This is a genomic window from Streptomyces venezuelae (genome assembly GCF_008642295.1).
GTDB classification, from domain to species: domain Bacteria; phylum Actinomycetota; class Actinomycetes; order Streptomycetales; family Streptomycetaceae; genus Streptomyces; species Streptomyces venezuelae_C.
Map to the genome: position 1 here is coordinate 3,021,286 of NZ_CP029190.1, position 23,778 is coordinate 3,045,063.

Annotated in this window: 21 protein-coding genes and 1 tRNA gene; 13 read left to right on the top strand and 9 right to left on the bottom strand. The window is 71.8% G+C overall.

Annotated elements, in window-relative coordinates; translation table 11 throughout:
* Positions 1 to 18 precede the first annotated feature (18 nt).
* Complete coding sequence (locus DEJ50_RS13100) at positions 19 to 381, bottom strand: DUF4180 domain-containing protein (RefSeq protein ID WP_150208091.1); 363 nt, start codon at positions 379 to 381, stop codon at positions 19 to 21.
* A 109-nt stretch (positions 382 to 490) separates the two neighbouring features.
* On the opposite strand from DEJ50_RS13100, the gene DEJ50_RS13105 reads away from it, so the two are divergent.
* Positions 491 to 1,426: a hypothetical protein gene (locus DEJ50_RS13105; RefSeq protein ID WP_150208093.1), complete on the top strand. Its 936-nt coding sequence runs from the start codon at positions 491 to 493 to the stop codon at positions 1,424 to 1,426.
* Here DEJ50_RS13105 and DEJ50_RS13110 read toward each other — a convergent pair.
* On the bottom strand, positions 1,423 to 2,010 hold the full coding sequence (locus tag DEJ50_RS13110; RefSeq protein WP_223837734.1) for a CGNR zinc finger domain-containing protein: 588 nt from the start codon (positions 2,008 to 2,010) through the stop codon (positions 1,423 to 1,425). The genes DEJ50_RS13105 and DEJ50_RS13110 overlap by 4 nt on opposite strands.
* Before the next feature lie 81 nt (positions 2,011 to 2,091).
* Here DEJ50_RS13110 and DEJ50_RS13115 point away from each other — a divergent pair, with 81 nt between their 5' ends.
* Positions 2,092 to 2,946, top strand: a complete 855-nt coding sequence (locus DEJ50_RS13115; protein WP_150208095.1) for an alpha/beta fold hydrolase — start codon at positions 2,092 to 2,094, stop codon at positions 2,944 to 2,946.
* A 39-nt stretch (positions 2,947 to 2,985) separates the two neighbouring features.
* Here the strand turns inward: DEJ50_RS13115 and DEJ50_RS13120 are convergent, their stop codons facing one another.
* From DEJ50_RS13120 to DEJ50_RS13130, 3 genes are all read right to left on the bottom strand, one after another.
* Complete coding sequence (locus DEJ50_RS13120) at positions 2,986 to 3,873, bottom strand: cellulose-binding protein (RefSeq protein WP_150208097.1); 888 nt, start codon at positions 3,871 to 3,873, stop codon at positions 2,986 to 2,988.
* 169 nt (positions 3,874 to 4,042) lie between these two features.
* On the bottom strand, positions 4,043 to 6,409 hold the full coding sequence (locus DEJ50_RS13125) for an SUKH-4 family immunity protein (protein WP_150208099.1): 2,367 nt from the start codon (positions 6,407 to 6,409) through the stop codon (positions 4,043 to 4,045).
* 7 nt (positions 6,410 to 6,416) lie between these two features.
* The gene (locus DEJ50_RS13130) at positions 6,417 to 7,445 is read right to left on the bottom strand and encodes an SMI1/KNR4 family protein (protein ID WP_150208101.1); all 1,029 of its coding nucleotides are present in this window, start codon (positions 7,443 to 7,445) and stop codon (positions 6,417 to 6,419) included.
* Positions 7,446 to 7,671: 226 nt separating this feature from the next.
* Between DEJ50_RS13130 and DEJ50_RS13135 the strand changes: the two genes are divergently transcribed.
* Together DEJ50_RS13135 and DEJ50_RS13140 are read left to right on the top strand one after the other, a co-directional pair.
* A complete protein-coding gene (locus DEJ50_RS13135; protein ID WP_150208102.1) occupies positions 7,672 to 8,202 on the top strand; it encodes a YwqJ-related putative deaminase in 531 nt (176 codons plus the stop codon).
* On the top strand, positions 8,199 to 8,705 hold the full coding sequence (locus DEJ50_RS13140) for an SUKH-3 domain-containing protein (RefSeq protein WP_150208104.1): 507 nt from the start codon (positions 8,199 to 8,201) through the stop codon (positions 8,703 to 8,705). The genes DEJ50_RS13135 and DEJ50_RS13140 overlap by 4 nt, the downstream gene beginning before the upstream one ends.
* A gap of 81 nt (positions 8,706 to 8,786) precedes the next feature.
* Here DEJ50_RS13140 and DEJ50_RS13145 read toward each other — a convergent pair whose 3' ends face one another.
* Positions 8,787 to 10,094, bottom strand: coding sequence for a sensor histidine kinase (locus tag DEJ50_RS13145; RefSeq protein WP_150208106.1), 1,308 nt, complete (start codon positions 10,092 to 10,094; stop codon positions 8,787 to 8,789).
* Between the two features lie 132 nt (positions 10,095 to 10,226).
* Between DEJ50_RS13145 and DEJ50_RS13150 the strand changes: the two genes are divergently transcribed.
* From DEJ50_RS13150 to pth, 6 genes are all read left to right on the top strand, one after another.
* Positions 10,227 to 11,090 carry a hypothetical protein gene (locus DEJ50_RS13150; protein WP_190344451.1) on the top strand — a complete coding sequence of 288 codons (864 nt, stop codon included), beginning with the start codon at positions 10,227 to 10,229 and terminating at the stop codon, positions 11,088 to 11,090.
* Positions 11,091 to 11,100: 10 nt separating this feature from the next.
* Positions 11,101 to 11,173, top strand: a tRNA-Gln gene (locus DEJ50_RS13155).
* Between the two features lie 109 nt (positions 11,174 to 11,282).
* Entirely contained in the window at positions 11,283 to 12,731 is a 1,449-nt protein-coding gene (gene glmU, locus DEJ50_RS13160) for a bifunctional UDP-N-acetylglucosamine diphosphorylase/glucosamine-1-phosphate N-acetyltransferase GlmU (RefSeq protein ID WP_150208107.1), read from the top strand.
* A gap of 124 nt (positions 12,732 to 12,855) precedes the next feature.
* Positions 12,856 to 13,836 carry a ribose-phosphate diphosphokinase gene (locus DEJ50_RS13165; RefSeq protein WP_150208109.1) on the top strand — a complete coding sequence of 327 codons (981 nt, stop codon included), beginning with the start codon at positions 12,856 to 12,858 and terminating at the stop codon, positions 13,834 to 13,836.
* Positions 13,837 to 14,018: 182 nt separating this feature from the next.
* Complete coding sequence (locus tag DEJ50_RS13170; protein ID WP_150208111.1) at positions 14,019 to 14,612, top strand: 50S ribosomal protein L25/general stress protein Ctc; 594 nt, start codon at positions 14,019 to 14,021, stop codon at positions 14,610 to 14,612.
* A gap of 89 nt (positions 14,613 to 14,701) precedes the next feature.
* Positions 14,702 to 15,298, top strand: a complete 597-nt coding sequence (gene pth / locus DEJ50_RS13175) for an aminoacyl-tRNA hydrolase (RefSeq protein ID WP_150208112.1) — start codon at positions 14,702 to 14,704, stop codon at positions 15,296 to 15,298.
* A 3-nt stretch (positions 15,299 to 15,301) separates the two neighbouring features.
* On the opposite strand, the gene DEJ50_RS13180 is transcribed toward pth, so the two are convergent.
* Both DEJ50_RS13180 and ppc read right to left on the bottom strand, forming a co-directional pair.
* The gene (locus DEJ50_RS13180) at positions 15,302 to 15,886 is read right to left on the bottom strand and encodes a Uma2 family endonuclease (RefSeq protein ID WP_150208114.1); all 585 of its coding nucleotides are present in this window, start codon (positions 15,884 to 15,886) and stop codon (positions 15,302 to 15,304) included.
* Positions 15,887 to 15,988: 102 nt separating this feature from the next.
* Positions 15,989 to 18,718: a phosphoenolpyruvate carboxylase gene (ppc, locus tag DEJ50_RS13185; protein ID WP_150208115.1), complete on the bottom strand. Its 2,730-nt coding sequence runs from the start codon at positions 18,716 to 18,718 to the stop codon at positions 15,989 to 15,991.
* Positions 18,719 to 19,092: 374 nt separating this feature from the next.
* Here ppc and DEJ50_RS13190 point away from each other — a divergent pair, with 374 nt between their 5' ends.
* The 3 genes from DEJ50_RS13190 (at position 19,093) to DEJ50_RS13200 (ending at position 22,700) form a co-directional block, all read left to right on the top strand.
* On the top strand, positions 19,093 to 20,073 hold the full coding sequence (locus DEJ50_RS13190) for an acyl-CoA desaturase (RefSeq protein WP_150208117.1): 981 nt from the start codon (positions 19,093 to 19,095) through the stop codon (positions 20,071 to 20,073).
* The gene (locus DEJ50_RS13195; RefSeq protein WP_150212100.1) at positions 20,073 to 20,744 is read left to right on the top strand and encodes a TetR/AcrR family transcriptional regulator; all 672 of its coding nucleotides are present in this window, start codon (positions 20,073 to 20,075) and stop codon (positions 20,742 to 20,744) included. The genes DEJ50_RS13190 and DEJ50_RS13195 overlap by 1 nt, the downstream gene beginning before the upstream one ends.
* Positions 20,745 to 20,966: 222 nt before the next feature.
* The gene (locus DEJ50_RS13200) at positions 20,967 to 22,700 is read left to right on the top strand and encodes an FG-GAP repeat domain-containing protein (protein WP_150208118.1); all 1,734 of its coding nucleotides are present in this window, start codon (positions 20,967 to 20,969) and stop codon (positions 22,698 to 22,700) included.
* A gap of 147 nt (positions 22,701 to 22,847) precedes the next feature.
* Here DEJ50_RS13200 and DEJ50_RS13205 read toward each other — a convergent pair whose 3' ends face one another.
* A complete protein-coding gene (locus DEJ50_RS13205) occupies positions 22,848 to 23,753 on the bottom strand; it encodes a trans-aconitate 2-methyltransferase (protein ID WP_150208120.1) in 906 nt (301 codons plus the stop codon).
* Positions 23,754 to 23,778: the final 25 nt, after the last annotated feature.

The following is a 23,778-nucleotide window of genomic DNA, read 5'->3' on the forward strand; positions in this document are numbered from 1 at the left end:
GGCGAGGGCGGCCGGGGCTCAGCCCTTCAGGCGCTCGGACAGCTCCTCGGCATCGGCGAGGAACCAGGTCTGGAACCCGCGGTTGCTCTCCCGGACGAAGTCCCGCAGCGCCGGGCTGGCCTCCGTGTACGGGGAGATGTCGCCGAGGACCACCAGCCCCACCCGGTAGTTCGCGAACTTCTGGACGATGTCCCCCGCCACCCGGGTGGACAGCCGGAAGAACGCCTCGTCGAAGCGTCCGGCGGGGATGACCACCCACCGGGCGCCCAGGTAACCGGCCTCCCCGATGAAGTCCAGGGCATCGCGTTCACTGCCGATGGGCTCGCCCTCGGCAGGGCACATCAGCACGGGCACGTCGTGGACGGTCGTCAGCTCGGTCATGCCGCCCGAGGCTAGGCCGGGCGGTCGGGCGGCGTCCAGGCGATTTCGCCTTGTCATGGACTCCGCCAAGCGGTAGACCACTGACGGGGCACCTACCGGGGGGACTCATATGCTTTCCGCCTTCTTCGCACTGCTGACGCTGGCCGCGCTGGCCGGACCGGTGGCCTTACGACTGCGCCGGCAGCCCGCGTTCATCACCGGCCGGGACGGCCGGCTGTCCACCTCCACCACCCTGGCCCTGGCCTGGACCGTCGTCCTGGTCTGGCTGCTGCTGGTCGTCCTGGGGTACGGAATCCTCGCCGGGGACGGGATCGCCTACTTCCACCGCCCCGACGGCCCGCTGGCCCCGCTCGCCACCGTCTACCTTCCGCTGCTCGGCGGACCGTATGTGGCCCTGATCGCCGCGAAGGCGGTGGTCGGCCTGCGGGTCGAGCAGGGCACGCTGGCCAAGCCCGGCCCGGGCCCGGGCTCCGGCCCCCGGCCGGTGCGCGACCTCATCGCGAACGACGGCGGGCGTACGGACCTGGTCGACCTCCAGTACGTCGCCCTGAGCGCGGTCACCATGGCCTATGTGGTGGCCTTCTTCCTGAGCGACGTCGGCGCCGGCCTCCCCCGGCTGCCGGAACAGATCTGGGCCCTGACCGGGGCCCCGGCCGGCGCCTATCTGCTGAACAAGATGGCGGCCCGGCCCACCCCGGTGATCACCGGCGTCCGCCAGGAGGCCCCGGGCGGGCCGGTCACCGTCTCGGGCGGCGGGTTCCGGCCGACCGCGGCGAGCGTGTCCTTCAACGACACCGAGACCGGGGCCCGCCTCGACAACGGCCGTCTGGTCGTGGACCACCCGGGACCGCTGACCGGTACCCAGGCGGTGGTGGTCACGGTGGCCGGCCTCCGCAGCGACCCGTACGCCTTCACCCCGCCGGCCCCGGCCGCTCCGGCCGCTCCGGCGGAAGCCGTGCCCCCGGCCGTGATCCCCCCGCGCCCGGCCCCCGAGGCCGCCGGAAGTCCCGACGGCCCCAACGCCCCCAACGCCCCCGAGGCCTAGGACTCGCCCCGGTCCGCCTTGTGGCGGGCGTAGTAGCGGGCCACGCGGGCGCGGTTGCCGCAGGCCGAGGCCACGCACCAGCGCCGGCGGGGGTGGGCCGGCAGGAACAGCAGGACACAGTCCTCCGCCTCGCAGGCCCGGACCGAGGTGATCCGCGGGTCGGTCAGCAACTCGGCCACCGCCTCCGCCAGTTCCGCCGCCAGGCGGGCCGCGGGGGACGCCTGGCGGTGCCGGGCCGCCGTGAGTCCGCCGGCCCCGGTCCACTCCAGCTCAGGATGGGCCGGCGCCGCCGCCATGGCCGCGTTCAGCGCGCGCAGGGCCGCCGCCGGCGGCCGGCCTCCCGCCGCCGCGGGGCGCAGCGCCGCCTCCGCGGCCTCCCGTACGGCGTGTACGGCGGCCACCTCGGCCGCGCCCACCGCCGCGACCGGGGTCAGCCGGCCCTCCTGTGCGCCCAGCCAGGCGGTGAGGCCGGCCGGGTCGGCGATCAGGTCCCCGGTTGCCGCGGGCCGGGTGTTGACCAGGTCGAGGGCGAGCGGCTCGCCGGTGAGCGGGAACGTCACGGTCCCCATCGCGTTCACAGTCACCTGACTAATGGTAGTTGAGTCGCTTGACGGATTAGCCGTGATCCGCGAATCTAATGCCAACGAAGCCCAAGGAGGCATGTGATGCACATCCGGAACCGCCACATCGACATCGACGGCGTCCGCGTCTTCTACCGCGAGGCCGGCCCCGCCGACGCCCCCGCGCTCCTGCTCCTGCACGGTTTCCCGACCGGCTCCCACCAGTTCCGCCGGCTCATCGACACCTTCGCCGACCGGTACCGGCTCATCGCCCCCGATTACCCCGGCTTCGGCCACACCGAGGCCCCCGCCGGCTTCACGTACACCTTCGACCGGCTCGCCGACATCACCGAGGCCTTCACCGACGCCCTCGGCCTCGACAGGTTCGCCCTCTACCTCTTCGACTTCGGCGGCCCGGTCGGCCTCCGCCTGGCCCTCCGCCGTCCCGAGCGGATCACCGCCCTGATCGTGCAGAACGCCAACGCCTACGAGGACGGCCTGTCCGACGGCGCCCGGGAGCTCATCGCCCGCCGCCGCGAGACCCCCGGCGACGAGGAGGCCGTCCGCGGCCTGTTCACCCCCGAGGGCACCCGCTTCCAGTACGAGGCCGGGCTCGCCGACCCGACCCGCCTCGACCCCGGCGCCCCGGCCCTGGACCAGTACTTCCTCGACCTGCCCGGCCGCACCGACGCCCAGACCGACCTGGCCTTCGACTACCGCAGCAACGTCGGCCACTACCCCGCCTGGCAGGAATGGCTCCGCACCCACCGCCCGCCCACCCTGATCCTGTGGGGAGCCGGCGACCCCTTCTTCACCGTGGCCGGCGCCAAGGCCTACCTGCGCGACCTGCCCGACGCCGAACTCCACCTCTTCGAGGACGCCGGCCACTTCGCGCTGGAGACCCACCTGCCCGAGATCACCCCGCTGATCGGGGAGTTCCTCGGCCGGCTCGATTCCTGAAGCCCGGCGCCCGGACCGGAGCCCGGCCCGGGGTACGGCTCAGAGCGAGTCCTCCGCCGGGGCCCGCCCGGTCAACGCCGCCAGACTGGACCGGACATGGTTCATATGGGCCCGCATCTCCTCCTGCGCCTCCGCGTGCTCCCGCAGCACCCGGTCCGTCTCCCGGCCGATCCGCTCCTCCCGGACCCGCGCCTCGGCGAGCAGCCCGGCCGCCCGCGCCTCCGCGTCCTCCTGCCCGTGCCGCGCCGCCTCCTCGGCCTCGGCAAACGCCCGCCGCGCCTCCGTCAGCCGGGCCTGCCCGTACGCCTCCAGCTCCTCGCCCCGCACCCGGAGCTCCTCGGCCCGGGCCGCGTACTCCCGCTCCGCCGCCTCCCAGCGCTCCGCCTGCTCCGCCTCGCGGTCCGCGAGCAGCCCCTCCGCCCGTCGCCGCATCTCCTCCAGCGCGGCCTGGGCCTCCGCCCGCCACTCCCCGGCCTCGGCCCGGGCCTCCGCCCGCAGTTCCTCCGCCTCCCGGCCGGCCCGCAGCAGCCCCTGACCGGCCCGTACCTCCGTCTGCTCCCGGACCGCCTGTGCATCGGCCCGGGCCAGCTCCGCCACCCGCTCCGCGTGCGCCTCGGCGGCACCCGCCGCCGCCAGGGCGTCCGCCCGCGCGTCCGCCCGCAGTGCGTCCGCCTCCTCCTCGGCGAGGAAGAGGATCCGGCGGGCCCGCTCGCTCAGGTCGTCGTACGTCTGGGGCGCCAGCCGGGCCACCGCCTCGCGCAGCCGTGCCGCCTCCGCCTCCATCCGCTTGGCGAGGACGGTCAGCCGGGCCACCCGCTCCCAGGCCTCGTCCCGGCTCCCGGACAGCCGGGTCAGATAACGGTCGACGTCCTCCATGCGGTAGGCGCGCCCGCGGACCGTGGTGAAGCGGTGCGGTTGAGGTGACATCGGTGCACTCATCCTGGAAGCGCCTCTCTCGCGGGGATTCCTGTCAAGGATGCGCCATTTGCAAGCAGAAGCCGGAATGGCCGGGCCGGGACCCCCGTCGAGGGGTCCCGGCCCGGCCATTCGGATCACCGCCGGATCAGTGCCGGATCAGTGCCGGATCAGCGCACGGTCAGAGCAGTCCGTCCCACATCTGCTCCAGCAGCACCGACCACCAGCTCTCCGGCGAGGCCAGCGCGGCACTGTCCAGCCCCACCAGATTCGCCTGGAAATCGACGGTCCAACGGCCCGCCTGTTCCGGCGTCAGATGCTGCCGCAGCCGCCACATGTGACCCAGCATCGCCATGCACCGGACGAACTGCGGCAGGCTCGAGTTGACGAACTGCGGCGGCACCGGCGCACCGCCGGGTCCGCCCTCCACCGGCACCGCAACGATGTGCGCCGTGCCGTACTGCACGCACAGCGCCTTGCCGAAGTCGTTGCCGACGACCAGGTACGAGCCGGCGTCCGAAGCCGGCTGCACCTGACGCTGCGCAGCCAGCTCGGCCAGCGTCGGCACCGGCTGACCCGGCACCGCCTGCGCCCAGAAGAACGGCCCGAAGTCCACCGGCAGACCCGCCCAGACCAGGGTCTGCGCCACGATCTCCGGCACACCCTGCCGGGACACCGCCCGCTGCTCGAACCGGAACACGCCCTGGGGACCGAAGGCCCCCGCCAGCTCCTGCGCGATGGCCTCCATCGGAATCGCCGGCTGCAACTGGACCTGCGGCAGCGGCGCCCGTACCGGAGCCGGACGCGCCGGACCGTCGGCCACCTGGTGCAGCTCGCCCTGATGGGTGAGCAGGTGCCGCATGCCCTGCTGGCGGCCGGCGTGGTCCTGGCCGTACGGAGCCACGCTGGTGATCCGCACCTGCGGCCAGGTCTCCCGGATCATCCGGGCGCAGTAACCGCCGGGCAGCTCACAGGACTCCAGCTCGGTGTGCAGCTCCAGCACCTGCTGCGGCGGCACGTTCATGGCGCGCAGCTCGTGCAGGATCTGCCACTCCGGGTGCGGGGTGCCGGGCGCGGAGCGGCGGATGATCTGCTGCTCCGAACCGTCGGGAGCCCGGTAGCGCAGGACGGCCTGGTAGCCGGGGCCGACGGTGGGCACCCCGGTGGGTACGGGCGGCTGGGGCTGCGGCTGTGGCACTCCGCGGGGCGGCGTCCCCGGGAGCCCGGGCGGCGCCGGTGGACCGGGCGGCTGCGGGCCGCCCACGGCCGGGCCGGCCAGCATGGTCGCGGCATGGTGCGCATCCCCGCCGGGCACCCCGGGCGGACCGGGAGGCGCCGGCGGCTGACCCACACCCGGAGCACCGGGCGGACCGGGCGGGCCGGGAGGCGCAGGCTGACCCACGGCCGGACCCGCCAGCATCGTCGCGGCATGCGGAAGACCACCGCCCGGCGCCCCGGGCGGACCGGGAGGCGCCGGCGGCTGACCCACACCCGGAGCACCGGGCGGGCCGGGAGGCGCGGGCTGACCCGCAGCCGGGCTCGCCAGCATGGTCGCGGCATGGTGCGCGTCCCCGCCGGCGGCCGGTGCGGGCCGCCGCGGGACCTGGGCCTTGCTGGTCGGCGCATCGGCGATGTCGTCGGCGCCGCCCGGAGCAGCCGGAACAGCCGGAGCACCCGGGGCAGCCGGAGCCGCCGGCCCTGCGGCGCTCAGGTCGATCGCCGGGGCCACCGCGGTCCGGGGAAGCCGGCTGCCGCCGGCCATCAGCGTGGTCTTGGCCTCCGGCTCCACCCCGGGGGAGGGCACGTCCTCCAGGTCCGTACCGGACAGCGGCGGCGCGAACACGGTCGCGGGCAGCGGCACGGACACGTCGTCCGGTCCCTGGTTCACATCCGTCCCGGCCCACGGGGTCGCACCCACCGGCACGTCCGCCGGGGCCCCGGCGGCGGGCGCCGCCTCCGCGGGCACACCCCCGCCCCGCAACGGATCACCGGCTCCGGTCCCGGCATCGCGACCGGCCGCAGCACCGGGAGCCGGAGCGGGTGTCGGAGCAGGAGCCGGAACGGGATCCGACACCGCGGCCGGAGCCGGAACGGGATCCGAAACCGGGGCCGGAGCAGGGGCCGGAGCCGAAACCGGGGCCGGAGCAGGGGCCGGCGCCGCAGGAACCCCCGCGCCCGGCGTCGCTCCCGCCTCCCGCAGCCACTCCGGCGGACTCAGCATGAACGAGGTCTGCTCCGAGTCGATCCGCGGCGGCGGAACCGAAGCTTCCTGCCCGCCGCCCGACACCACGGCCCCGTACTCCTCCTCGTACCGGCGGATCACCTCACCCACCGGCAGCCCCGGCCACAGGGTCACCTCGCCGCTGTCCCGCGCGATGACCAGCCGCTGCCGGCCACCCCCGGACACCGGACCCGCCGGGCGGTCCTCCGCCCACACCACGAACCCGAGGCCGAACTCCCGCACCCGCACCTCCCGGTGCTGGTACGCGGGCATGTCCCCGTTGATCCATTCCTCGGCGCGCTCCTGCGCCTGTGCAAACGTCACCACGACGCGATCATCCCTCCACCGACGGACCGGACACCGGTTCCGCCCCCGTCGCCGGAACGGCCCCGGTCACGGGAACCGAGCGCGCGAAACCGCCGTCCACCATCAGACCGGCCACGGTCTCCAGCTCCGGCGGGTTCCCCGCCAGCCGTTCCAGGAAGGAGTCGAAATCAGCACCGCACGGCAGCAACAGCCGCTCCACCCGCTCCTGGACGGACCAGCCGTCCCGGTCGCGCGCATCGTCGTACGGCGAGAACCACACCGAACCCGGTGCCTCGCCCTTCACCTTCACCGCGAGCAGCCCGCCCTGGACGAACCCGACGCACAGGTAGTCCTTCGTCAGGTGGTCCCGCAGGCACTTGTTCGCGTACACCAGGTCGTTGACCGCCGCCTCCTCACGCACCGTGAAGAACGGCTGGTCCACCAGCAGTCCCAGCTCCACGTCCAGCCCCGCGCCCACCGGCGCACAGCCGCCCGCGGCCTTCAGGAAGGACCGGTACGCCTCCGGCAGCCGGTAGCCGAGGTCCTCCTCGACCCCCTGCACCTGCTCCTCCGAGACCGCGACCACCGACTTCGGCAGCCCCAGGTGCACCGGGCGCACCTCCTGCAACGGCCGCGTCCCGCGCTTGCCGTGGTCCACCGGAGCGGTCGTGAGGCCCGCGTGGTGCCTCAGCAGCGCCTTCACCTCGACCGGAACCAGCTCCAGCCTGCGGGTGCCCGCCACGTGGTGCCAGGTCCAGCCGTGCGGGGTCGACACCGGGCCCACCGTGTCCCACAGCTCGTGCCCGGCCGCATGCATCGCCGCGTTCGCCGACACGCAGTCCGTCAGCCGCAGCTCGTCCACGCCGAAGCCCTCGGGCGGCTCGGCGATCTCCACCGCCGCCCGCGCATAGGGAGCGAAGTCGGGATGCCCGTCCGCGTCCATGCGCACACCCTGCGGATGCCGGGCGGCCCGGACGGGATCCGGGAAGTGCACGACCTGCCCGGAGTACGCGGCGTTGGGTGGCGCGGCCTGCTGCCCGAGCCGACCTGTCGTCATGGCGGTAGCCCCCTGCTGGATCTGGCTGGTTCAGCACAGCCTATGCGGTACGGCAAGAGGCTCCCCCTCCCCCGCGCCCCGCCCCCGCCGACCGCCCCGGAACATCCGAATTGATACGAATATTCGACCCCGCTTCCGCGCCCATGAGGACATTTGGCAGGCTGTCCCCGCAGTACGGGGGCGTGCGCGACAGCGGCCACCACCGCCGCCACGGGAGGGAACACACATGCAGAACACGGCAACACGGAACGGCCCGCCGGACACCACCGCCGCGGCCGGCGATCCGCGGCTGCGCTGGAGCGCCGCCGACGGCCACACCGCACCCACCCTCCGGTTCCGGCGCGACGGCATCCTCCCCACCATCGCCGCGGCCCTCTCGGTCCGCGGTGAAACCCTCACCAGTACCGCCGGCAAGGGCGACCAGCCCCCCGTCCTCCACCCCCTGGTGCAGGATTTCCTCGACACCCTCACCAGCAGCCAGCGGGAACGCTTCACCGGCCGGTGTCCCGAGGCCATCCTGCTCTCCCGGCACCTGGCCACCGTCGAGGGCGCCCGCAGCAAACGGGCCTCCCGCAAACCCCTCACCGCCGGCGAAGCCCGCCGGGCCCTCAAGAACGCCAGGATCACCGCCCGCCGCATCCGTGAGGACGGCGATCCGCTGCACGGCAGCTATGCCCCGCCGTGCCGTTCCTGTGACGCACTCCTCGCCCACTTCGGCGTACGCCCCGTCGACCTCACCACCCCCGAGAAGCCATGACCGCCACCTCAGCCTCCTACGACCGGTCCTCGGCCACCCGGTTCCCGCCCGCCGTCGACACCGCGCTGCGCACCGCCGGCTGGCAGCCCGGCCGCTGGGACATCAAGCAGGCCGAATACTGGGCGGACGCCCTCCGCGACCACACCACCCCGGCCGGGCACCGGCACACCGTCTTCCCCGCCGCCGTGGAGGCCTGGGCCGAGTTCGGCGGCCTCACCATCACCGCCCCCGGTCCGGGCCGGCAGATAGCTCCCACCGCCGTCCGGCTCGACCCGCTCACCGGACTCCACCTCGCCCGCACCCTCGCGGACCTCGGCCGCGCCCTGTCCACCCGGCTCTGCCCGCTCGGCGTGGAGGCCGACGGCACCTCCCACCTGGCCCTCGATGCCGAAGGCCGGGTCTACTCCATCGACCACACCGGCGACTGGTACCTCGGCGCCGGCATCGACCAGGCCCTCACCGCCCTCCTCACCGGCCTCCAGCCGGCCCGCCTCACCACCTGAATCCGGCCCGGACCGGACCCGGCCCGAACCGGACCCGGCCCGAACCCCGTCCGCAACGCAGTCCCGGCCCGTACGGGGCAGTCAGCCCGACCGCCCCGGCAGCACCGCCGACACCCGGAACCCCCCGGCGTCCGTCGGGCCCGACACGAACACCCCGCCCAGGCCCAGCACCCGCTCGCGCATCCCCACCAGGCCGTTGCCCCCGCTGGGCAGTCCGGCGTCCTTCGCCTCACTGTCGCAGGGGCCGTTCTCCACCTGCATGGCCACCTCGTCCCCGCGGTGGGCCAGTCGTACGGTCACCCGCGCGCCCGGCGCATGCTTGTGGCAGTTGGTCAACGCCTCCTGCACCACCCGGTAGGCCGTCTGCTCCACCTCGGCCGCATAGCCCCCGGCCTCGCCCTGGACCACCAGCTCCACCACCATCCCTGCCGCCCGGGACTGTCCGACCAGCACCTCCAGCTCCGCCAGTGCCGGCCCCTCCTCCACCGGAGCCGGAGCCGGCGCAGCCGCCAGGGCCACCGAAACCGCAGCCGCAGCCGGCGCCCGCACCGGGCGCACCGGCTGCACCGGCTGTACCGGCTTCTCCACCGCCCGCAGCACCCCGAGCATCTCCCGGAGCTCGGTCAGCGCCTGCCGGCCCATGTCCCCGACCAGCGCCGCGTTCTTCGCCGCCTTGTCCGGGTCCTTGCGCGCCACCGCCTGCACGGCAGCCGCGTGTACCACCATCAGCGACACCCGGTGCGCCACCACGTCGTGCATCTCCCGGGCGATCCGGGTCCGTTCCTCCTGCCGGGCCCACTCGGCCCGCTCCTCGGCCCGGTCCGCCAGCAGCCCCAGCTCCCGCTCCAGGGAGTCCGCCCGCTCCTGCAGGCTCTCCATCAGCCGCCGCCGGGCCCCTATGTACAGCCCGAGGAGTACGGGCGGCGCGGTCAGCCCGATGGCGATGAACCCCGACAGCACCAGGAGATACGTTCCGCTGGCTTCCACGTCCCCTTCGGTGCGTACGTACGTCACGGCGAAGGTCGCGGCCAGCGACAGCACGGACAGCAGTACCGTGATCCGGCGCGGCACCTCGGAGGCGGCCAGTGTGTACAGCGCCACCACCCCGAGCAGGAAGCCCATCGCGGTCGGCGACACCGCGAGCGAGAGCAGCACCACGGCGACCGGCCAGCGCCGGCGCAGCACCAGCGTGGAGCCCACCAGGACCCCGAACACCACCCCCACCGCGGTGGGCAGTCCCGCCTCCCGTGCGAAGGCCACCCCCTCGAACCCGCACTCGGCGGCGGACACCACGCCGAGTCCCACATCCAAGGCGGCCTCCCGGGGCCGCCCCCACCACATGGGTCCCGCGCGACCCTCGCCGCCTTGCTTTTCCCCCGTCATGGTCATACCGACCAGCCTACGGGCGGGGTCCAGCACACACGCGAACGGAATTCCAGCAAACCGCCGGTAATCGCACATCCGACTGAATCGTCCGCACAACAAGACAGGAATCCCGCATTCCGGGACGACATTGCCCACATGAGCAAGTACGCCGACTTCGAAGGCCTCCGCACCCAGGCGCTCACCCTCCGCCGCGAAGGCCTCAGCCGCCGCCAGATCCGCGACCGCCTGCACGTGGACAACAACGACATCCTCAACCGCCTGCTCCAGGGGGAACCCCCGCCGGAATGGACCAAGCGCCCGAACGCGAAGGACGACCTCCGCGACCGCGCCCGCGAGCTGCGCCTCCAGGGCCTGACCTACGACCAGATCCAGGCCGAACTGGGCTGCTCGAAGAGCTCGATCTCCCTCTGGGTCCGGGACCTCCCGAAGGTCGACCACCGAAGCCCCTCCGAGCAGGGCAGGGACGCCGCAATGAAGCGCTGGGCACACGAGCGGCCCCTGCGCGAAGCGCAGCGCCACGCAACGGTCTCGGCTGCGGCGGACGAGGTCGGCCCGCTCACCGATCGGGAGCTGTTCCTCCTGGGCGTCGCCCTCTACTGGGCCGAGGGGAGCAAGAGCAAGCCGTACCGGCGCGACGAGAGCGTCGTGTTCATCAACAGCGACCCCGGGGTCATCCGCGTCTACCTGGCCTGGCTGCGCCTGCTCGGGATCGAGCATCACAGGCTGGGGTTCCGCGTGATGATCCACGAATCCGCCGACGTGGCAGGGGCAGAGCAGTACTGGGCGGATTTCGTCGGGATCGAACGCTCCCGGCTACGGAAGACCACGCTCAAGAAGCACAACCCGAAGACCGTCCGGAAGAACACCGGCACGGACTACCGAGGCTGCTTGATCATCCGTATTTCGGCGGCCTGCGCGTTGTACCGTCGCATCGAAGGCACCTGGTGCGGCATAGTAGGTGCGGTCGACTCAACCACCGGAGCACATTGTCCGGTTTAGTCGAATATCATCCCCCGTAGTGTAATTGGCAGCACAGTGGCTTTTGGTGCCATTAGGTTCGGGTTCGAGTCCTGACGGGGGAGCCCACCACATCCGGGTCCTGACTTGACGGTCAGGACCCGCGCTCGTTTACCCCCCTTGACCCCCCGGTATCCTTCGTGCGTCCACCCCCTGAAGCCGAAGGGCATCCCCGTGAGCGCCAACCGCCCGGCAGCCGTCGTCGTCCTCGCAGCGGGTGAGGGCACCCGCATGAAGTCCGCCACCCCCAAGGTGCTGCACGAGATCTGCGGGCGCTCGCTCGTCGGCCACGTGGTCGCCGCCGCCCGCGAGCTGGACCCCGAACACCTCGTCGTGGTCGTCGGGCACGCCCGGGAGCAGGTCGTCGGACACCTCGGGGAGATCGACGCCGGGGTGCGGACCGCCGTCCAGCACGAGCAGAACGGGACCGGGCACGCCGTCCGGATGGCCCTGGAGGAGCTCGGCGGGCGGATCACCGGGACCGTGGTCGTGGTCTGCGGGGACACCCCGCTGCTGACCGGCGACACCCTGGGCGGGCTGGTCGCCACGCACGACGCCGACGGCAACGCCGTCACCGTGCTGACCGCCGAGGTGCCGGACTCCACCGGCTACGGCCGGATCGTGCGGGACCCCGAGTCGGGTGCCGTGAAGGCCATCGTGGAACACAAGGACGCCACCGACGCGCAGCGGGCGATCCGGGAGATCAACTCCGGGGTGTTCGCGTTCGACGGCGCCCTGCTGGCCGATGCGCTGGGCAAGGTGCGGACGGACAACAGCCAGGGCGAGGAGTACCTGACGGATGTCCTGGGCATCCTGCGGGAGGCCGGGCACCGGGTCGGCGCCGCGGTCGGCGGGGACCACCGGGAGATCCTGGGGATCAACAACCGGGTGCAGCTGGCCGAGGCGCGGGCGCTGCTGAACGCGCGGCTGCTGGAGCGGGCGATGCTGGCGGGCGTGACCGTGGTGGACCCGGGCAGTACGTTCATCGATGTGACGGTCGGCTTCGAGCAGGACGCCGTCGTCCACCCGGGCACGCAGCTGCTGGGTGAGACGCGGATTGGTGCGGGTGCCGAGGTGGGTCCGAACACCCGGCTGAAGGACACCGTGGTGGGCGCCTCGGCGCGGGTGGACAACACGGTGGCCGACCGTGCGGTGGTCGGGGACTCGGCGAGCGTGGGCCCGTTCGCGTACCTGCGCCCGGGCACCCGGCTGGGCACGAAGGCCAAGGCCGGCACGTACGTGGAGATGAAGAACGCCACCATCGGCGAGGGCACGAAGGTGCCGCACCTCTCCTACGTCGGCGACGCGACCATCGGCGAGTACACGAACATCGGCGCGGCGAGCGTGTTCGTGAACTACGACGGCGAGCACAAGCACCACACCACGATCGGCTCGCATTGCAAGACGGGCTCGGACAACATGTTTGTGGCACCCGTCACCATCGGGGACGGCGCCTACACCGCCGCCGGCTCCGTGATCACCAAGGATGTGCCGCCCGGCGCGCTGGCCGTGGCCCGTGGCCAGCAGCGGAATATCGAGGGCTGGGTGGCCCGCAAGCGTCCGGGAAGTGCAGCCGCGCAGGCTGCTCAGTCGGCGACCGATGAGGTCCCGGCCGAGAACTGACCGGAAACAGGTGCGTCGGGGACGGCGTACCGTGGTAAGTGCACGCAATTCGGCTGGCTCACCGTGTGCGGGACGGACGCACACGGGGGCGAGCAGCTTTCAACACGTCTGAGGAGACTGTGCTGTGACCGGGATCAAGACGACCGGCGAGAAGAAGCTGATGCTCTTCTCCGGCCGCGCCCACCCCGAGCTGGCCGAGGAGGTCGCGCACCAGCTCGGTGTCGAGCTCGTGCCGACCAAGGCTTTCGACTTCGCCAACGGTGAGATCTACGTCCGCTTCGAGGAGTCGGCGCGCGGCGCCGACTGCTTTGTGATCCAGAGCCACACGGCTCCGATCAACAAGTGGGTCATGGAGCAGCTGATCATGATCGACGCGCTGAAGCGCGCGTCGGCCCGCTCCATCACGGTGATCGTGCCGTCCTACGGGTACGCCCGCCAGGACAAGAAGCACAAGGGCCGCGAGCCGATCTCGGCCCGCCTGGTCGCCGACCTGCTGAAGACGGCGGGCGCGGACCGCATCCTCACGGTCGACCTGCACACCGACCAGATCCAGGGCTTCTTCGACGGTCCGGTGGACCACCTGTCGGCGCTGAACGTGCTGGCCGACTACGTGGGCGCCAAGGTGGACCGCTCGAAGCTGACGATCGTCTCCCCGGACGCCGGCCGGGTCCGGGTGGCGGACCGCTGGTGTGACCGGCTGGACGCGCCGCTGGCAATCGTGCACAAGCGCCGTGACAAGGACGTCGCCAACCAGGTGACCGTGCACGAGGTCGTCGGCGAGGTCAAGGGCCGCGTCTGCGTGCTCGTGGACGACATGATCGACACCGGTGGCACCATCTGCGCCGCGGCCGAGGCGCTGTTCGCGCACGGCGCGGAGGACGTCATCGTGACGGCCACGCACGGCATCCTGTCGGGCCCGGCGGCCGACCGCCTGAAGAACTCGAAGGTGAGCGAGTTCGTGTTCACGAACACGCTGCCGGACCCCTCGGACCTGGAGCTCGACAAGATCACGGTGCTGTCGATCGCCCCGATGATCGCTCGCGCGGTGCGCGAGGTCTTCGAGGACGGCTCGGTGACCAGCCTGTTCGAGGAAGAGCAGCAGTAGCAGCCGCTGGGCTGTAGATCGTTTTGGGGTGCGGCCTCCCCGCCGGGTAGACTCTTCGAGTTGCTCGGCGAGGGAGGCCGCACTCATGTGCGGCGATCCGTTATCGACGCGCTCTTCGTAGCAGGCTGCGATCCGTGGCCGGGTGACCTGTCCGTTCTTCTGTCACCCCACGAGGAGTGAGCATGTCCGAGGTCAAGCTTTCCGCCGAGATCCGCAACACCTTCGGCAAGGGCTCCGCCCGCCAGGCCCGTCGCGCCGCCCAGACCCCCGCGGTCATCTACGGTCACGGCCAGGCCCCGAAGCACGTCAACGTCGAGGCCCACGGTCTGATGATGGCGCTGAAGACCCCGAACGTCCTGATCTCCCTGGACATCGCGGGCGACGGCACCGAGCTGGTCCTGCCGAAGGCCGTGCAGCGTCACCCCCTGAAGCGCACGATCTCGCACGTCGACTTCCTGATCGTCAAGAAGGGCGAGAAGGTCACCGTCGAGGTTCCGGTTCAGACCGAGGGCGAGCTCGCCGCCGGTGCGAACATGCTGGAGACCCTGCTGACGACCATCACGGTCGAGGCCGAGGCCACCCACCTGCCCGAGGCCGTCACCGTCTCCATCGAGGGCCTCGAGGCCGGCGCCACCATCCACGCCAAGGACCTGGTCCTGCCGAAGGGCACCACCCTGGCCGTCGACGGCGAGACCGCCGTTCTGCAGGTCGTCGCCCCGCAGGCCGAGGAGCCGGCCGCCGAGGCCGCCGAGGGCGAGGAGTCCGCGGAGGCCTGAGCCTTCCCGGTTCCCGGTTTTGCCTGACCGACCGCCGTCCTGCTCCACTGGAGCGGGACGGCGGTCGTCTCACGTTGAGGAGCACTTTGATGGCGGATGACGCGACGACTCCCTGGCTGATCGTCGGCCTGGGCAACCCGGGTGGCGAGTACGCGGGCAACCGCCACAACATCGGGTTCATGGTGGTGGACCTGCTCGCGGAGCGGATCGGCGGCAAGTTCAAGGCGCACAAGGCGGGCCGCGCCCAGGTGGTGGAGGGCCGGATGGGCCCGCCGGGCCCCGCGAACCGGCGCGTCGTCCTGGCGAAGCCGATGTCCTTCATGAACCTGTCGGGCGGCCCGGTGACGGCGCTGCGCGACTTCTACAAGGTGCCGGTGGAGCGGATCATCGCCATCCACGACGAGCTGGACATCGACTACGCGACGCTGCGGCTGAAGCTGGGCGGCGGGGACAACGGCCACAACGGCCTGAAGTCGATGACGAAGTCGATGGGCGCGGACTACCACCGGGTGCGGTGCGGGATCGGCCGGCCGCCGGGCCGGATGCAGGTCGCGGACTTCGTGCTGAAGGACTTCTCGTCCACCGAGCGCAAGGAGCTGGACTGGTTCGTGGACCGGTCGGCGGACGCGGTGGAGTGCCTGGTTCTGGAGGGGTTGGAGCGGGCGCAGTCCGCGTACAACTCCTGACGGCTACAGTTCGTCGAGCCCCTCGAAGTCGACATTCATCGCGAACGGCCGGGTGACGGAGAACGGCTTGTCGAGGATCCCCTGGCACACATAGGCGCGCGTGTGCGGGTCGAGCTCGTAGACGTACACGACGGGATTCGCGTCTTCGCCCTCGGTCTTGATGATCCAGTAGTTGGGGATTCCGGCAGCTGCGTATTTGTGGAGCTTGGCCTCGGTATCCCTGGCCTCTGATTCGGGCGAGACGACTTCCACGGCCAGCAGCACATCGGCGGCGTAGTAGTGGGTCTGCATCGGGCTGGTGCGGGCTTCGCTCCGGATGACTGAGACATCCGGTTCGGGCCCGTTCCGCTTGTCGATCACCACCGTCATCTCGCGCGCGACCTTGAGGTGGGATGGGACGCTTCGACGGAGCAGAGCCACCAGAAAATCGATCACAGCGGAGTGGATGAAGCGCTGCGGACTCACGAAGACCAGGCTCCCGTCGATCAGCTCGGTGTGTCGCGGGAGGTCCGGCAGCGTCAGAAGGTCGTCCACGGTGTACCCGTCGAGCGGGGGCCGCGACCAGTCGTGTGCGGGCTCGGCAGTCATAGTTGCTCCCATGGGCGCATTCTGTTCGCGTAGCGCCCACGGTAGCGGCGGGTATCCGTGCCCGTCATCACATTGGGTGACGGACACGGATACCGCGCGGCGTCAGCCGGTGTTGCGCAGGCCCGCCGCGACACCGTTGACGGTGAGCAGCAGGGCACGGCCGAGCAGCGGGTCGGGTGCCTCGCCGGCTGCGGCGGCTGCGCGCTGGCGGGCCAGCAGGGAGACCTGGAGGTAGGAGATCGGGTCCAGGTAGGCGTCGCGGACCGCGAAGGTCTGCTGGAGGACCGGGTTGGAGTCCAGGAGCTTCTCGCCGCCGGTGATGCGCAGGACCTCGGCGACCGTCAGGGCGTGCTCGGCCTCGATGAGGTCGAACACGTGCCGCAGCTCGTCGGGGACCAGGGTGTCGACGTAGTGGCGGGCGATCCGCAGGTCCGTCTTGGCCAGTGTCATCTCGACGTTGGACAGGAAGTTGCGGAAGAAGTGCCAGCGCTCGCCCATCTCGGTGAGCACGTCTTCCCGGCCGGCCTCGCGCAGGGCCTTGAGGCCGGAGCCGACGCCGTACCAGCCGGGCACGATCTGCCGGGACTGGGTCCAGCCGAACACCCACGGGATGGCGCGGAGGCCGTCGAGGCCGGCGCCGGAGTCGGGGCGGCGGGAGGGCCGGGAGCCGAGGTGGAGGTCGGCGAGCTGGTCGACGGGGGTGGCGGCGAAGAAGTACGCGGGCAGGTCGGGGTCCTCGACCAGCCGGCGGTAGGCCGCGTGCGCCGCGTCGGAGACGGTGTCCATGGCGGCGTCCCAGCGGGCCAGGTCGTCGTCGGACTGGCGGGGGGCGGTGTGCAGGGCGGAGGCCTGCAGGGTGGCCGCGACGGTCAGTTCGAGGTTCTCCCGGGCCAGCGACGGCACCAGGTACTTGTCGGAGATGACCTCGCCCTGCTCGGTGACCTTGATCTCGCCCTCCAGGGTGCCCCAGGGCTGGGCGAGGATCGCGTCGTGGGAGGGGCCGCCACCGCGGCCGACGGTGCCGCCGCGGCCGTGGAAGAGGCGCAGCCGTACGCCGTACCGGTGGGCCACGTCGCGGAGCCGGCGCTGGGCGCGGTGGATCTCCCACTGGCTGGTGGTGATGCCGCCGAACTTGGAGGAGTCGGAGTAGCCGAGCATGACTTCCTGGACGTCGCCGCGCAGGGAGACCAGGCGGCGGTAGGAGGGGTCGGCCAGCATGGCGTCGAGGATGACGTCGGCGGCGCGGAGCTCGTCGGTGGTCTCCAGCAGCGGCACGATACCGATCTTGGCCCAGCCGGCGTGCAGGTCGATCAGGCCGGCCTCGCGGGCGAGGACGGCGGCGGCGAAGACGTCGTCGGCGCCCTGGCACATCGAGATGATGTACGACTCGATGACCTCGGGGCCGAACTTCTCGAAGGCGTCCTTGACGGCGCCGAACACGCCGAGGGTCTTCTGCCCGGCCGCGTCCAGGGGCGCGGGGGTGGGGGCCAGCGGGCGACGGGAGCGGAGCTCCTTGGCGAGGAGCTTCTGCCGGTAGTCGCGGGGCATGTCGGCGTACCGCCAGGACTCCTCGCCGAGCCGGTCGAAGAGCTGGCCGAGGGCGTGGTGGTGGGCGTCGGCGTGCTCGCGTACGTCCATGGTGGCGAGCTGGAGGCCGAAGGCCGCGAGGGTGCGGATGGTGCGGTCCATCCGGCCGTCGGCGAACAGGGCGCCGCGGTGCTCGCGCAGGGAGGTCTGGATGAGGGTGAGGTCGGTGAGGAGCTCGGCGGTGCCGAGGTAGTCGCGGCCTTCCTCGTGGGGGGTGCCCTTGGCGAGGCGCTCGCGGGTGTTGACGAGCTTCTGCCGGATGCAGGTGGCCTTGAGGCGGTAGGGCTCCTCGGCGTTCAGCCGCTTGTAGCGGGGGCTGATCTCGGGGAGGCGCTCCAGGTCGGCCTGGAGGGAGGCGAGGAGTTCCTCGGTGGCTCCGGTGTAGCGGATGGAGTTGGAGAGGAGGCTGCGGAGGAAGTCGACGAGTTCCAGGGCATCGGTGATGCCGTGCTCGTGCTGGAGGATCAGGACTTCCCGGGTGACCTCGGGGGTGACGTTGGGATTGCCGTCGCGGTCGCCGCCGATCCAGGTGCCGAAGGTGAGCGGGCGGGTGCCGGCGGGCAGCTCGACGCCGACGCGCTGGAGCTCGGCGGCGAGGTCTTCGAGGACGTCGCCGACGGCGCCGGCGTGCAGCTCGTCGAGGTAGTAGATGGCGTTGCGGGCCTCGTCGGCGGGCTCGGGGCGGACCACCCGGAGTTCGTCGGTCTGCCAGACGAGGTCGATGTTCTCGGCGAGCCGGAGGTCGTGGCGGCGGCGGTCGCCGGCGCCGGTGACGGGCTCCTCCAGGAGGGCGGCGATACGGCGCAGCTTGTTGAGGACGCTGCGGCGGGCCGCCTCGGTGGGGTGGGCGGTGAAGACGGGCCGGACGTTGAGGTTCCTGACCGTCTCCCGCAGGTGCTCGGGGTCGGCGTCCTTGAGCATGTCCGCGGTACGGGCGAGCAGGCCGCCTTCGGCCGCGCGCAGGGTGCGGAGCTCCCGGCCGCGGTGCACCTGCTCGGTGACGTTGGCCAGGTGGAAGTACGTGGAGAAGGCCCGGACCAGCTTGGCTGCGGTCTCCAGGTCGGTGTTGCCGAGGAGCTCGGCGGCGGCTTCGCCGTCGGTGCGGGTGAGGGCCCGGACCTGTTCGACGAGGTCGAGGAGTTCGGGACCTTCCTGGCGGACGAGGGTCTCGCCGAGGAGGTCGCCGAGGCGGCGGATGTCCGCGCGCAGCTCTGCGTTGGGGGTGGACTGGTCGGCACTGCTCACAGGTGCGGCTCCTTGCAGTGTGTCGCGCTACTGGGAGGTAGGGCTCCCGGTGCGCGCGGCGTCATCTGTTGCGCAGCTCGGGCTGCCCGTGCGGACCGCGCTGTCCGACGGGACTAAGGATAGGCGGCCGGGCGAGGTGCCTGGTCAAAGCCCGCTGGCGAGGTACTCGCTTCCGAGGGGGCGGGCGGGTGCGCGGCGGGGGCGGGGCGGGTGCGGGGCGGGTGCGGGGCGGGCGCGGGCGTTTCGCCGGTCTTGCCGCGGGGCCGGGCTTTGCCATACTTACGATGCCGTAGGTTACGGACCCGTAGGAAAGATCCGCAGGGAAGAACCGTAACCAGGGCGCCTGCCGACTCCTCACCCCCAGGGGACGCCCCATGACCCTCAGCCCCGATCTGCTCGAAGAGACTCCGGAGGCGGCCGGCGCGCCGCCCGTGTCCGCGACCCGCGGCGGAGAGAACAAACGCTCGATCGAGCAGCTCGCGCTGCTGCTCTTCATCACCGTCCCCTTCGTGGCACTGCTCGCGGCGGTCCCGCTGGCCTGGGGCTGGGGGGTGAGCTGGCTGGACCTCGGCCTGATGGTGTTCATGTACTTCCTGGCCTGCCACGGGATCACCATCGGATTCCACCGCTATTTCACCCACGGCTCCTTCAAGGCGAAACGGCCGCTGCGGATCGCGCTGGCCATCGCGGGCTCGATGGCGGTGGAGGGCCCCCTGGTGCGCTGGGTGGCGGACCACCGCAAGCACCACAAGTACTCCGACCACGAGGGCGATCCGCATTCGCCGTGGCGGTTCGGGGAGACGGTCCCGGCGCTGATGAAGGGCCTGTGGTGGGCGCACATCGGCTGGCTGTTCGACGAGGAGCAGACCGACCAGCAGAAGTACGCCCCGGACCTGATCAAGGACCCGGCGATCCGCCGGATCAGCCGTGACTTCGTCTTCTGGACCATGCTGTCGCTGGCGATCCCGCCGCTGGTGGGCGGCCTGGTCACGATGTCCTGGTGGGGCGCGTTCACCGCGTTCTTCTGGGGCTCCCTGGTCCGGGTGGCGCTGCTGCACCACGTGACCTGGTCCATCAACTCGATCTGCCACGCGGTGGGCAAGCGGCCGTTCAAGTCCCGGGACCGGTCCGGGAACGTCTGGTGGCTGGCGGTGCTGTCCTGCGGGGAGTCCTGGCACAACCTCCACCACGCGGACCCGACCTCCGCCCGGCACGGGGTGCTGCGCGGCCAGGTGGATTCCAGCGCCCGGCTGATCCGCTGGTTCGAGGTGTTCGGCTGGGCCACGGACGTGCGCTGGCCGACCGGCGCCCGGATCGACGCCCGGCGCCGGGAAAAGAGCGCGAACCCGGCATGATGGGTGACGTGGCGATCGACGGCAGTAATTCCAGCAGCGACAAGCCCCGGCGTGGCCGCAGGGTCCGGATGACGGGCGCCGAGCGTCGCCAGCAACTGCTGGACATCGGCCGTGCCCTGTTCGCGGAGAAGGGCTTCGAAGGCACCTCGGTCGAGGAGATCGCGGCGAAGGCCGGGGTGTCCAAGCCGGTGGTGTACGAGCACTTCGGGGGCAAGGAAGGGCTGTACGCGGTCGTCGTGGACCGGGAGATGCGGCAGCTGCTGGACGGGGTGACGGGGGCGCTGACCGCCGGGCATCCGCGGGAGCTGCTGGAGCAGGCGGCCTTCGCGCTGCTCGACTACATCGAGAGCTATACGGACGGGTTCCGCATCCTGGTGCGGGATTCCCCGGTGGCCCAGTCGACGGGTACGTTCGCCTCGCTGATCAGCGATATCGCCACGCAGGTGGAGGACATCCTGGGCCTGGAGTTCAAGGCCCGGGGCTTCGACCCGAAGCTGGCCCCGCTGTACGCGCAGGCGCTGGTGGGCATGGTGGCGCTGACCGGCCAGTGGTGGCTGGAGACGCGCCGCCCGAAGAAGGCGGAGGTCGCCGCCCACCTGGTGAACCTGGCCTGGCACGGGCTGGACGGGCTGGAGGCGAAGCCCCGGCTGGTGGGCCACCGCAAGAACTGAGGGGCCGGTCCGGCGCGGCCCGGCGCGGGCCGGCCGGACCGACATCCGGGATCTGCGAAAGGTTGTACGGAAAACCTCTTCTTCCTCAGCAGACGCACGGATAGCCTTTCGATTACTTTCCCGGGGGGGAATGATCCATTCGTCGTGCTGCCCGCCGTTGCGCGGGCCCGCGAGTGTCGACTTCCACCCGGTTTCACCTGCATCTTTCCAGGGGGAACCCCTTTGTCTTCTTCGCGCTCTCAGCGCCTGGGCCGCATCGCCGCCTGCACCGCGCTCGCCCTGTCCGCGGGCACGCTGCTCTCGGCCGCGCCCGCCGTCGCGGCCGACAAGCCGGCCGCGGCCTCCGACTCCACCACGCCTTCGCAGTCGAAGCTGCGCCAGGGCGTGGCCGCCGCCAAGGGCGAGGCCGCGCCGGGCAAGTCGGCGTTCGTCGGATCGGGCGGCAAGGCCCGCCTCGACATCGACGGTGACGGCCAGAGCGACTGGCTGTTCCGCAACGTCACCGGATACGGCGGCGTCTCGCTGTCCAACGGCGGCGACGGCGAGTACACGTTCTGGAACGACCGGAACGAGACCGTCAAGGACATCATCGCCGTCGGCAACGTCCGGGGCAGCCAGGCGCCCGAGATCCTGCAGCTGGCCGCGAACGGCCGCCTCACCCTGCACCAGGCCAACGCGACCGGCACCGCGGCCCCGAGCTGGACCGGCCAGGGCTGGCAGATCTACAACCGCGTCATCGGCGCCGGCGACCTCACCAAGGACGGCCGTCCGGACCTGCTGGCCCGCACCCCCTCCGGCGACCTCTACCTGTACAAGGGCACCGGCGCCCAGTCCGGCGAGCCGTTCGCGGGCCGGGTCAAGGTCGGCAGCGGCTGGGGCGTCTACGACCAGATCCTCGGCACCAACGACCTCGACGCCGACGGCATCGCCGACCTGGTCGCCAAGGACCCCAACGGCCACCTGTACTACTACAAGGGCACCGGCTCCGCCTCCGCCCCGTTCAAGGCCCGGGCCTGGGTCGGCGGCGGCTGGAACGCCTACAACAAGATCGTCGGGATCGACGACGTCGACGGTGACGGCCGCGCCGAGCTGGTCGGCATCACGCACTCCGGCGAGGTGTACCTCTACGTCGGCAAGGGCCTCGGCAAGTTCCACCCCCGCTACCTGATCGGCAGCGGCGCGGTCAACGACGAGATCATGGTCGGCCAGGGCATCACCCCGGTGTACGGCAAGCACGGCGTGTACGGCGTCGACGAGTCGAACAGCGCCTACGGCCACTTCAACCAGACCAACGGCAAGTTCGCCCCGAACCGCTACAACAGCGGCAACTGGAACAGCTTCCCGGCGAACGGCAAGCTGGTCAACGCGGCGGGCCTGGACCCCATGAACTGGGGCCACAAGCTCAGCCTCGACGGCAGCTCACTCACCAACCTGACGCTCAACCAGAAGATGTCGGGCGACTACACCAACACCGACCTGGTGGTGGGCCCCGGTGACCTCACCGGCGACGGCAACGGCGACCTGCTGACCCGCGACATCTGGGGCAACCTCTACCTGAAGGCCGGCTGGAACAACGGAGTCGACTTCTGGGCTCCCACCTGGATCGGCCCGTACTGGAACACCTACAAGGCCATCGTCGGCGCCGGCGACATCAACGGCGACGGCCGCACCGACATCATCGGCCACGACTGGAACGGCCACCTCTACATCCACCCCGGCACCGGCAACGCCAAGGCCCCCTTCGGCGAGCGTCAGTGGATCGGCGGCGGCTGGAACGGCTACTCGGCCATCGCCGCGCCGGGTGACATCAACGGCGACGGCCGTGCCGACCTGGTCGCCCGCGACTGGAACGGCAACCTGTACGGCTACACCGCCACCGGCTGGGGCGGCACGCACACCTTCAGCGCGCGCCACTGGATCGACGCGAACTGGAACATCTACAAGAGCTTCAACTGACGGCTCACGCCCGCGCATGGCGGCGCCCCGTCACCGGTCTTTCCGGTGGCGGGGCGCCGCCGTGTCATAACCGGTGCGCGCTCATCTCGCCGGCTCCGCGGGGACCGGTGCGGCCGGTGGGACCTGGTCGACGGAGCCAAGCACAGGTCAGGCCTCCCTGCGGGCGATGGCGAAGATGCGCCGGAACGGGAAGACGGTGCCCCGCGGGCCCGGCGGGTAGGCGCCGCGCAGCAGGTCGCGGTACTGGAGCAGGAAGGCGTCGACGGCCTGGTGGTCCTCGCCGAGGGCGGTGAGGACGGGTCGCAGGGCGGTGCCCTTGACCCAGTCGAGGACCGGGTCGGGGCCGGTCAGCAGCTGGTGGTAGGTGGTCTCCCAGACGTCGGCGGTGCAGCCGAGTTCGGTGAACCGGGCCAGGTATTCGCCGGGTTCGAGGAGGTGGGTGTAGCGGGCGCCGTGGCCGGCCAGCCGGGTCCGCCAGCGCGGGGTGTCGCAGAGTGCGGCGAGCAGGGAGTGGCTGGGGGCGGTGAAGTTGCCGGGGATCTGGAAGGCGAAGGTGCCGCCGGGGCGCAGGGCGTTGATCCAGGCGGCGAAGGAGCCGGGGTGGCCGGGCACCCACTGGAGGGCCGCGTTGGAGACGATCAGGTCGTAACTCTCCTCGGGGAGCCAGGTGGCGAGGTCGGCGCGGCGGAAATCGAGACTGCCGCCGCCCGGGGTGGGGCCGGCGTACTCGTGGTCGGCGCGCTGGAGCATCTCCGGGGAGAGGTCGTAGCCGGTGATCCGGGCCTCGGGCCAGCGGTCGGCGAGCAGGACGGTGACGTTGCCCGGGCCGCAGCCGAGGTCGGCGATGCGGGCGGGCCGGGTGGGGAGTTCCGGTATCCGGGCGAGGAGATCGAGGAAGGGCCGGGCGCGGTGGTCCGCATGGCGCAGATATTGCTGTGGGTCCCAGACGGGTGGGGCCGGTGCGGCTGTGGAGACGGGGGTGGTGGGGGTACTGGGGGCCTGCTCGTCGACGGTGGTCGTGGGGCATCGACCCGGCGCGATGTCGGAATGCATGTTCGAGCCTCCCTACTGGCGGATC

Bases quoted from the DNA above. Each gene is read 5' to 3' on its own strand.
- DEJ50_RS13100 (WP_150208091.1), bottom strand. From the start codon at position 381: ATGACCGAGCTGACGACCGTCCACGACGTGCCCGTGCTGATGTGCCCT.
- DEJ50_RS13105 (WP_150208093.1), top strand. From the start codon at position 491: ATGCTTTCCGCCTTCTTCGCACTGCTGACGCTGGCCGCGCTGGCCGGA.
- DEJ50_RS13115 (WP_150208095.1), top strand. From the start codon at position 2,092: ATGCACATCCGGAACCGCCACATCGACATCGACGGCGTCCGCGTCTTC.
- DEJ50_RS13120 (WP_150208097.1), bottom strand. From the start codon at position 3,873: ATGTCACCTCAACCGCACCGCTTCACCACGGTCCGCGGGCGCGCCTAC.
- DEJ50_RS13130 (WP_150208101.1), bottom strand. From the start codon at position 7,445: ATGACGACAGGTCGGCTCGGGCAGCAGGCCGCGCCACCCAACGCCGCG.
- DEJ50_RS13135 (WP_150208102.1), top strand. From the start codon at position 7,672: ATGCAGAACACGGCAACACGGAACGGCCCGCCGGACACCACCGCCGCG.
- DEJ50_RS13140 (WP_150208104.1), top strand. From the start codon at position 8,199: ATGACCGCCACCTCAGCCTCCTACGACCGGTCCTCGGCCACCCGGTTC.
- DEJ50_RS13145 (WP_150208106.1), bottom strand. From the start codon at position 10,094: ATGACCATGACGGGGGAAAAGCAAGGCGGCGAGGGTCGCGCGGGACCC.
- DEJ50_RS13150 (WP_190344451.1), top strand. From the start codon at position 10,227: ATGAGCAAGTACGCCGACTTCGAAGGCCTCCGCACCCAGGCGCTCACC.
- DEJ50_RS13170 (WP_150208111.1), top strand. From the start codon at position 14,019: ATGTCCGAGGTCAAGCTTTCCGCCGAGATCCGCAACACCTTCGGCAAG.
- pth (WP_150208112.1), top strand. From the start codon at position 14,702: ATGGCGGATGACGCGACGACTCCCTGGCTGATCGTCGGCCTGGGCAAC.
- DEJ50_RS13180 (WP_150208114.1), bottom strand. From the start codon at position 15,886: ATGACTGCCGAGCCCGCACACGACTGGTCGCGGCCCCCGCTCGACGGG.
- DEJ50_RS13190 (WP_150208117.1), top strand. From the start codon at position 19,093: ATGACCCTCAGCCCCGATCTGCTCGAAGAGACTCCGGAGGCGGCCGGC.
- DEJ50_RS13195 (WP_150212100.1), top strand. From the start codon at position 20,073: ATGGGTGACGTGGCGATCGACGGCAGTAATTCCAGCAGCGACAAGCCC.
- DEJ50_RS13205 (WP_150208120.1), bottom strand. From the start codon at position 23,753: ATGCATTCCGACATCGCGCCGGGTCGATGCCCCACGACCACCGTCGAC.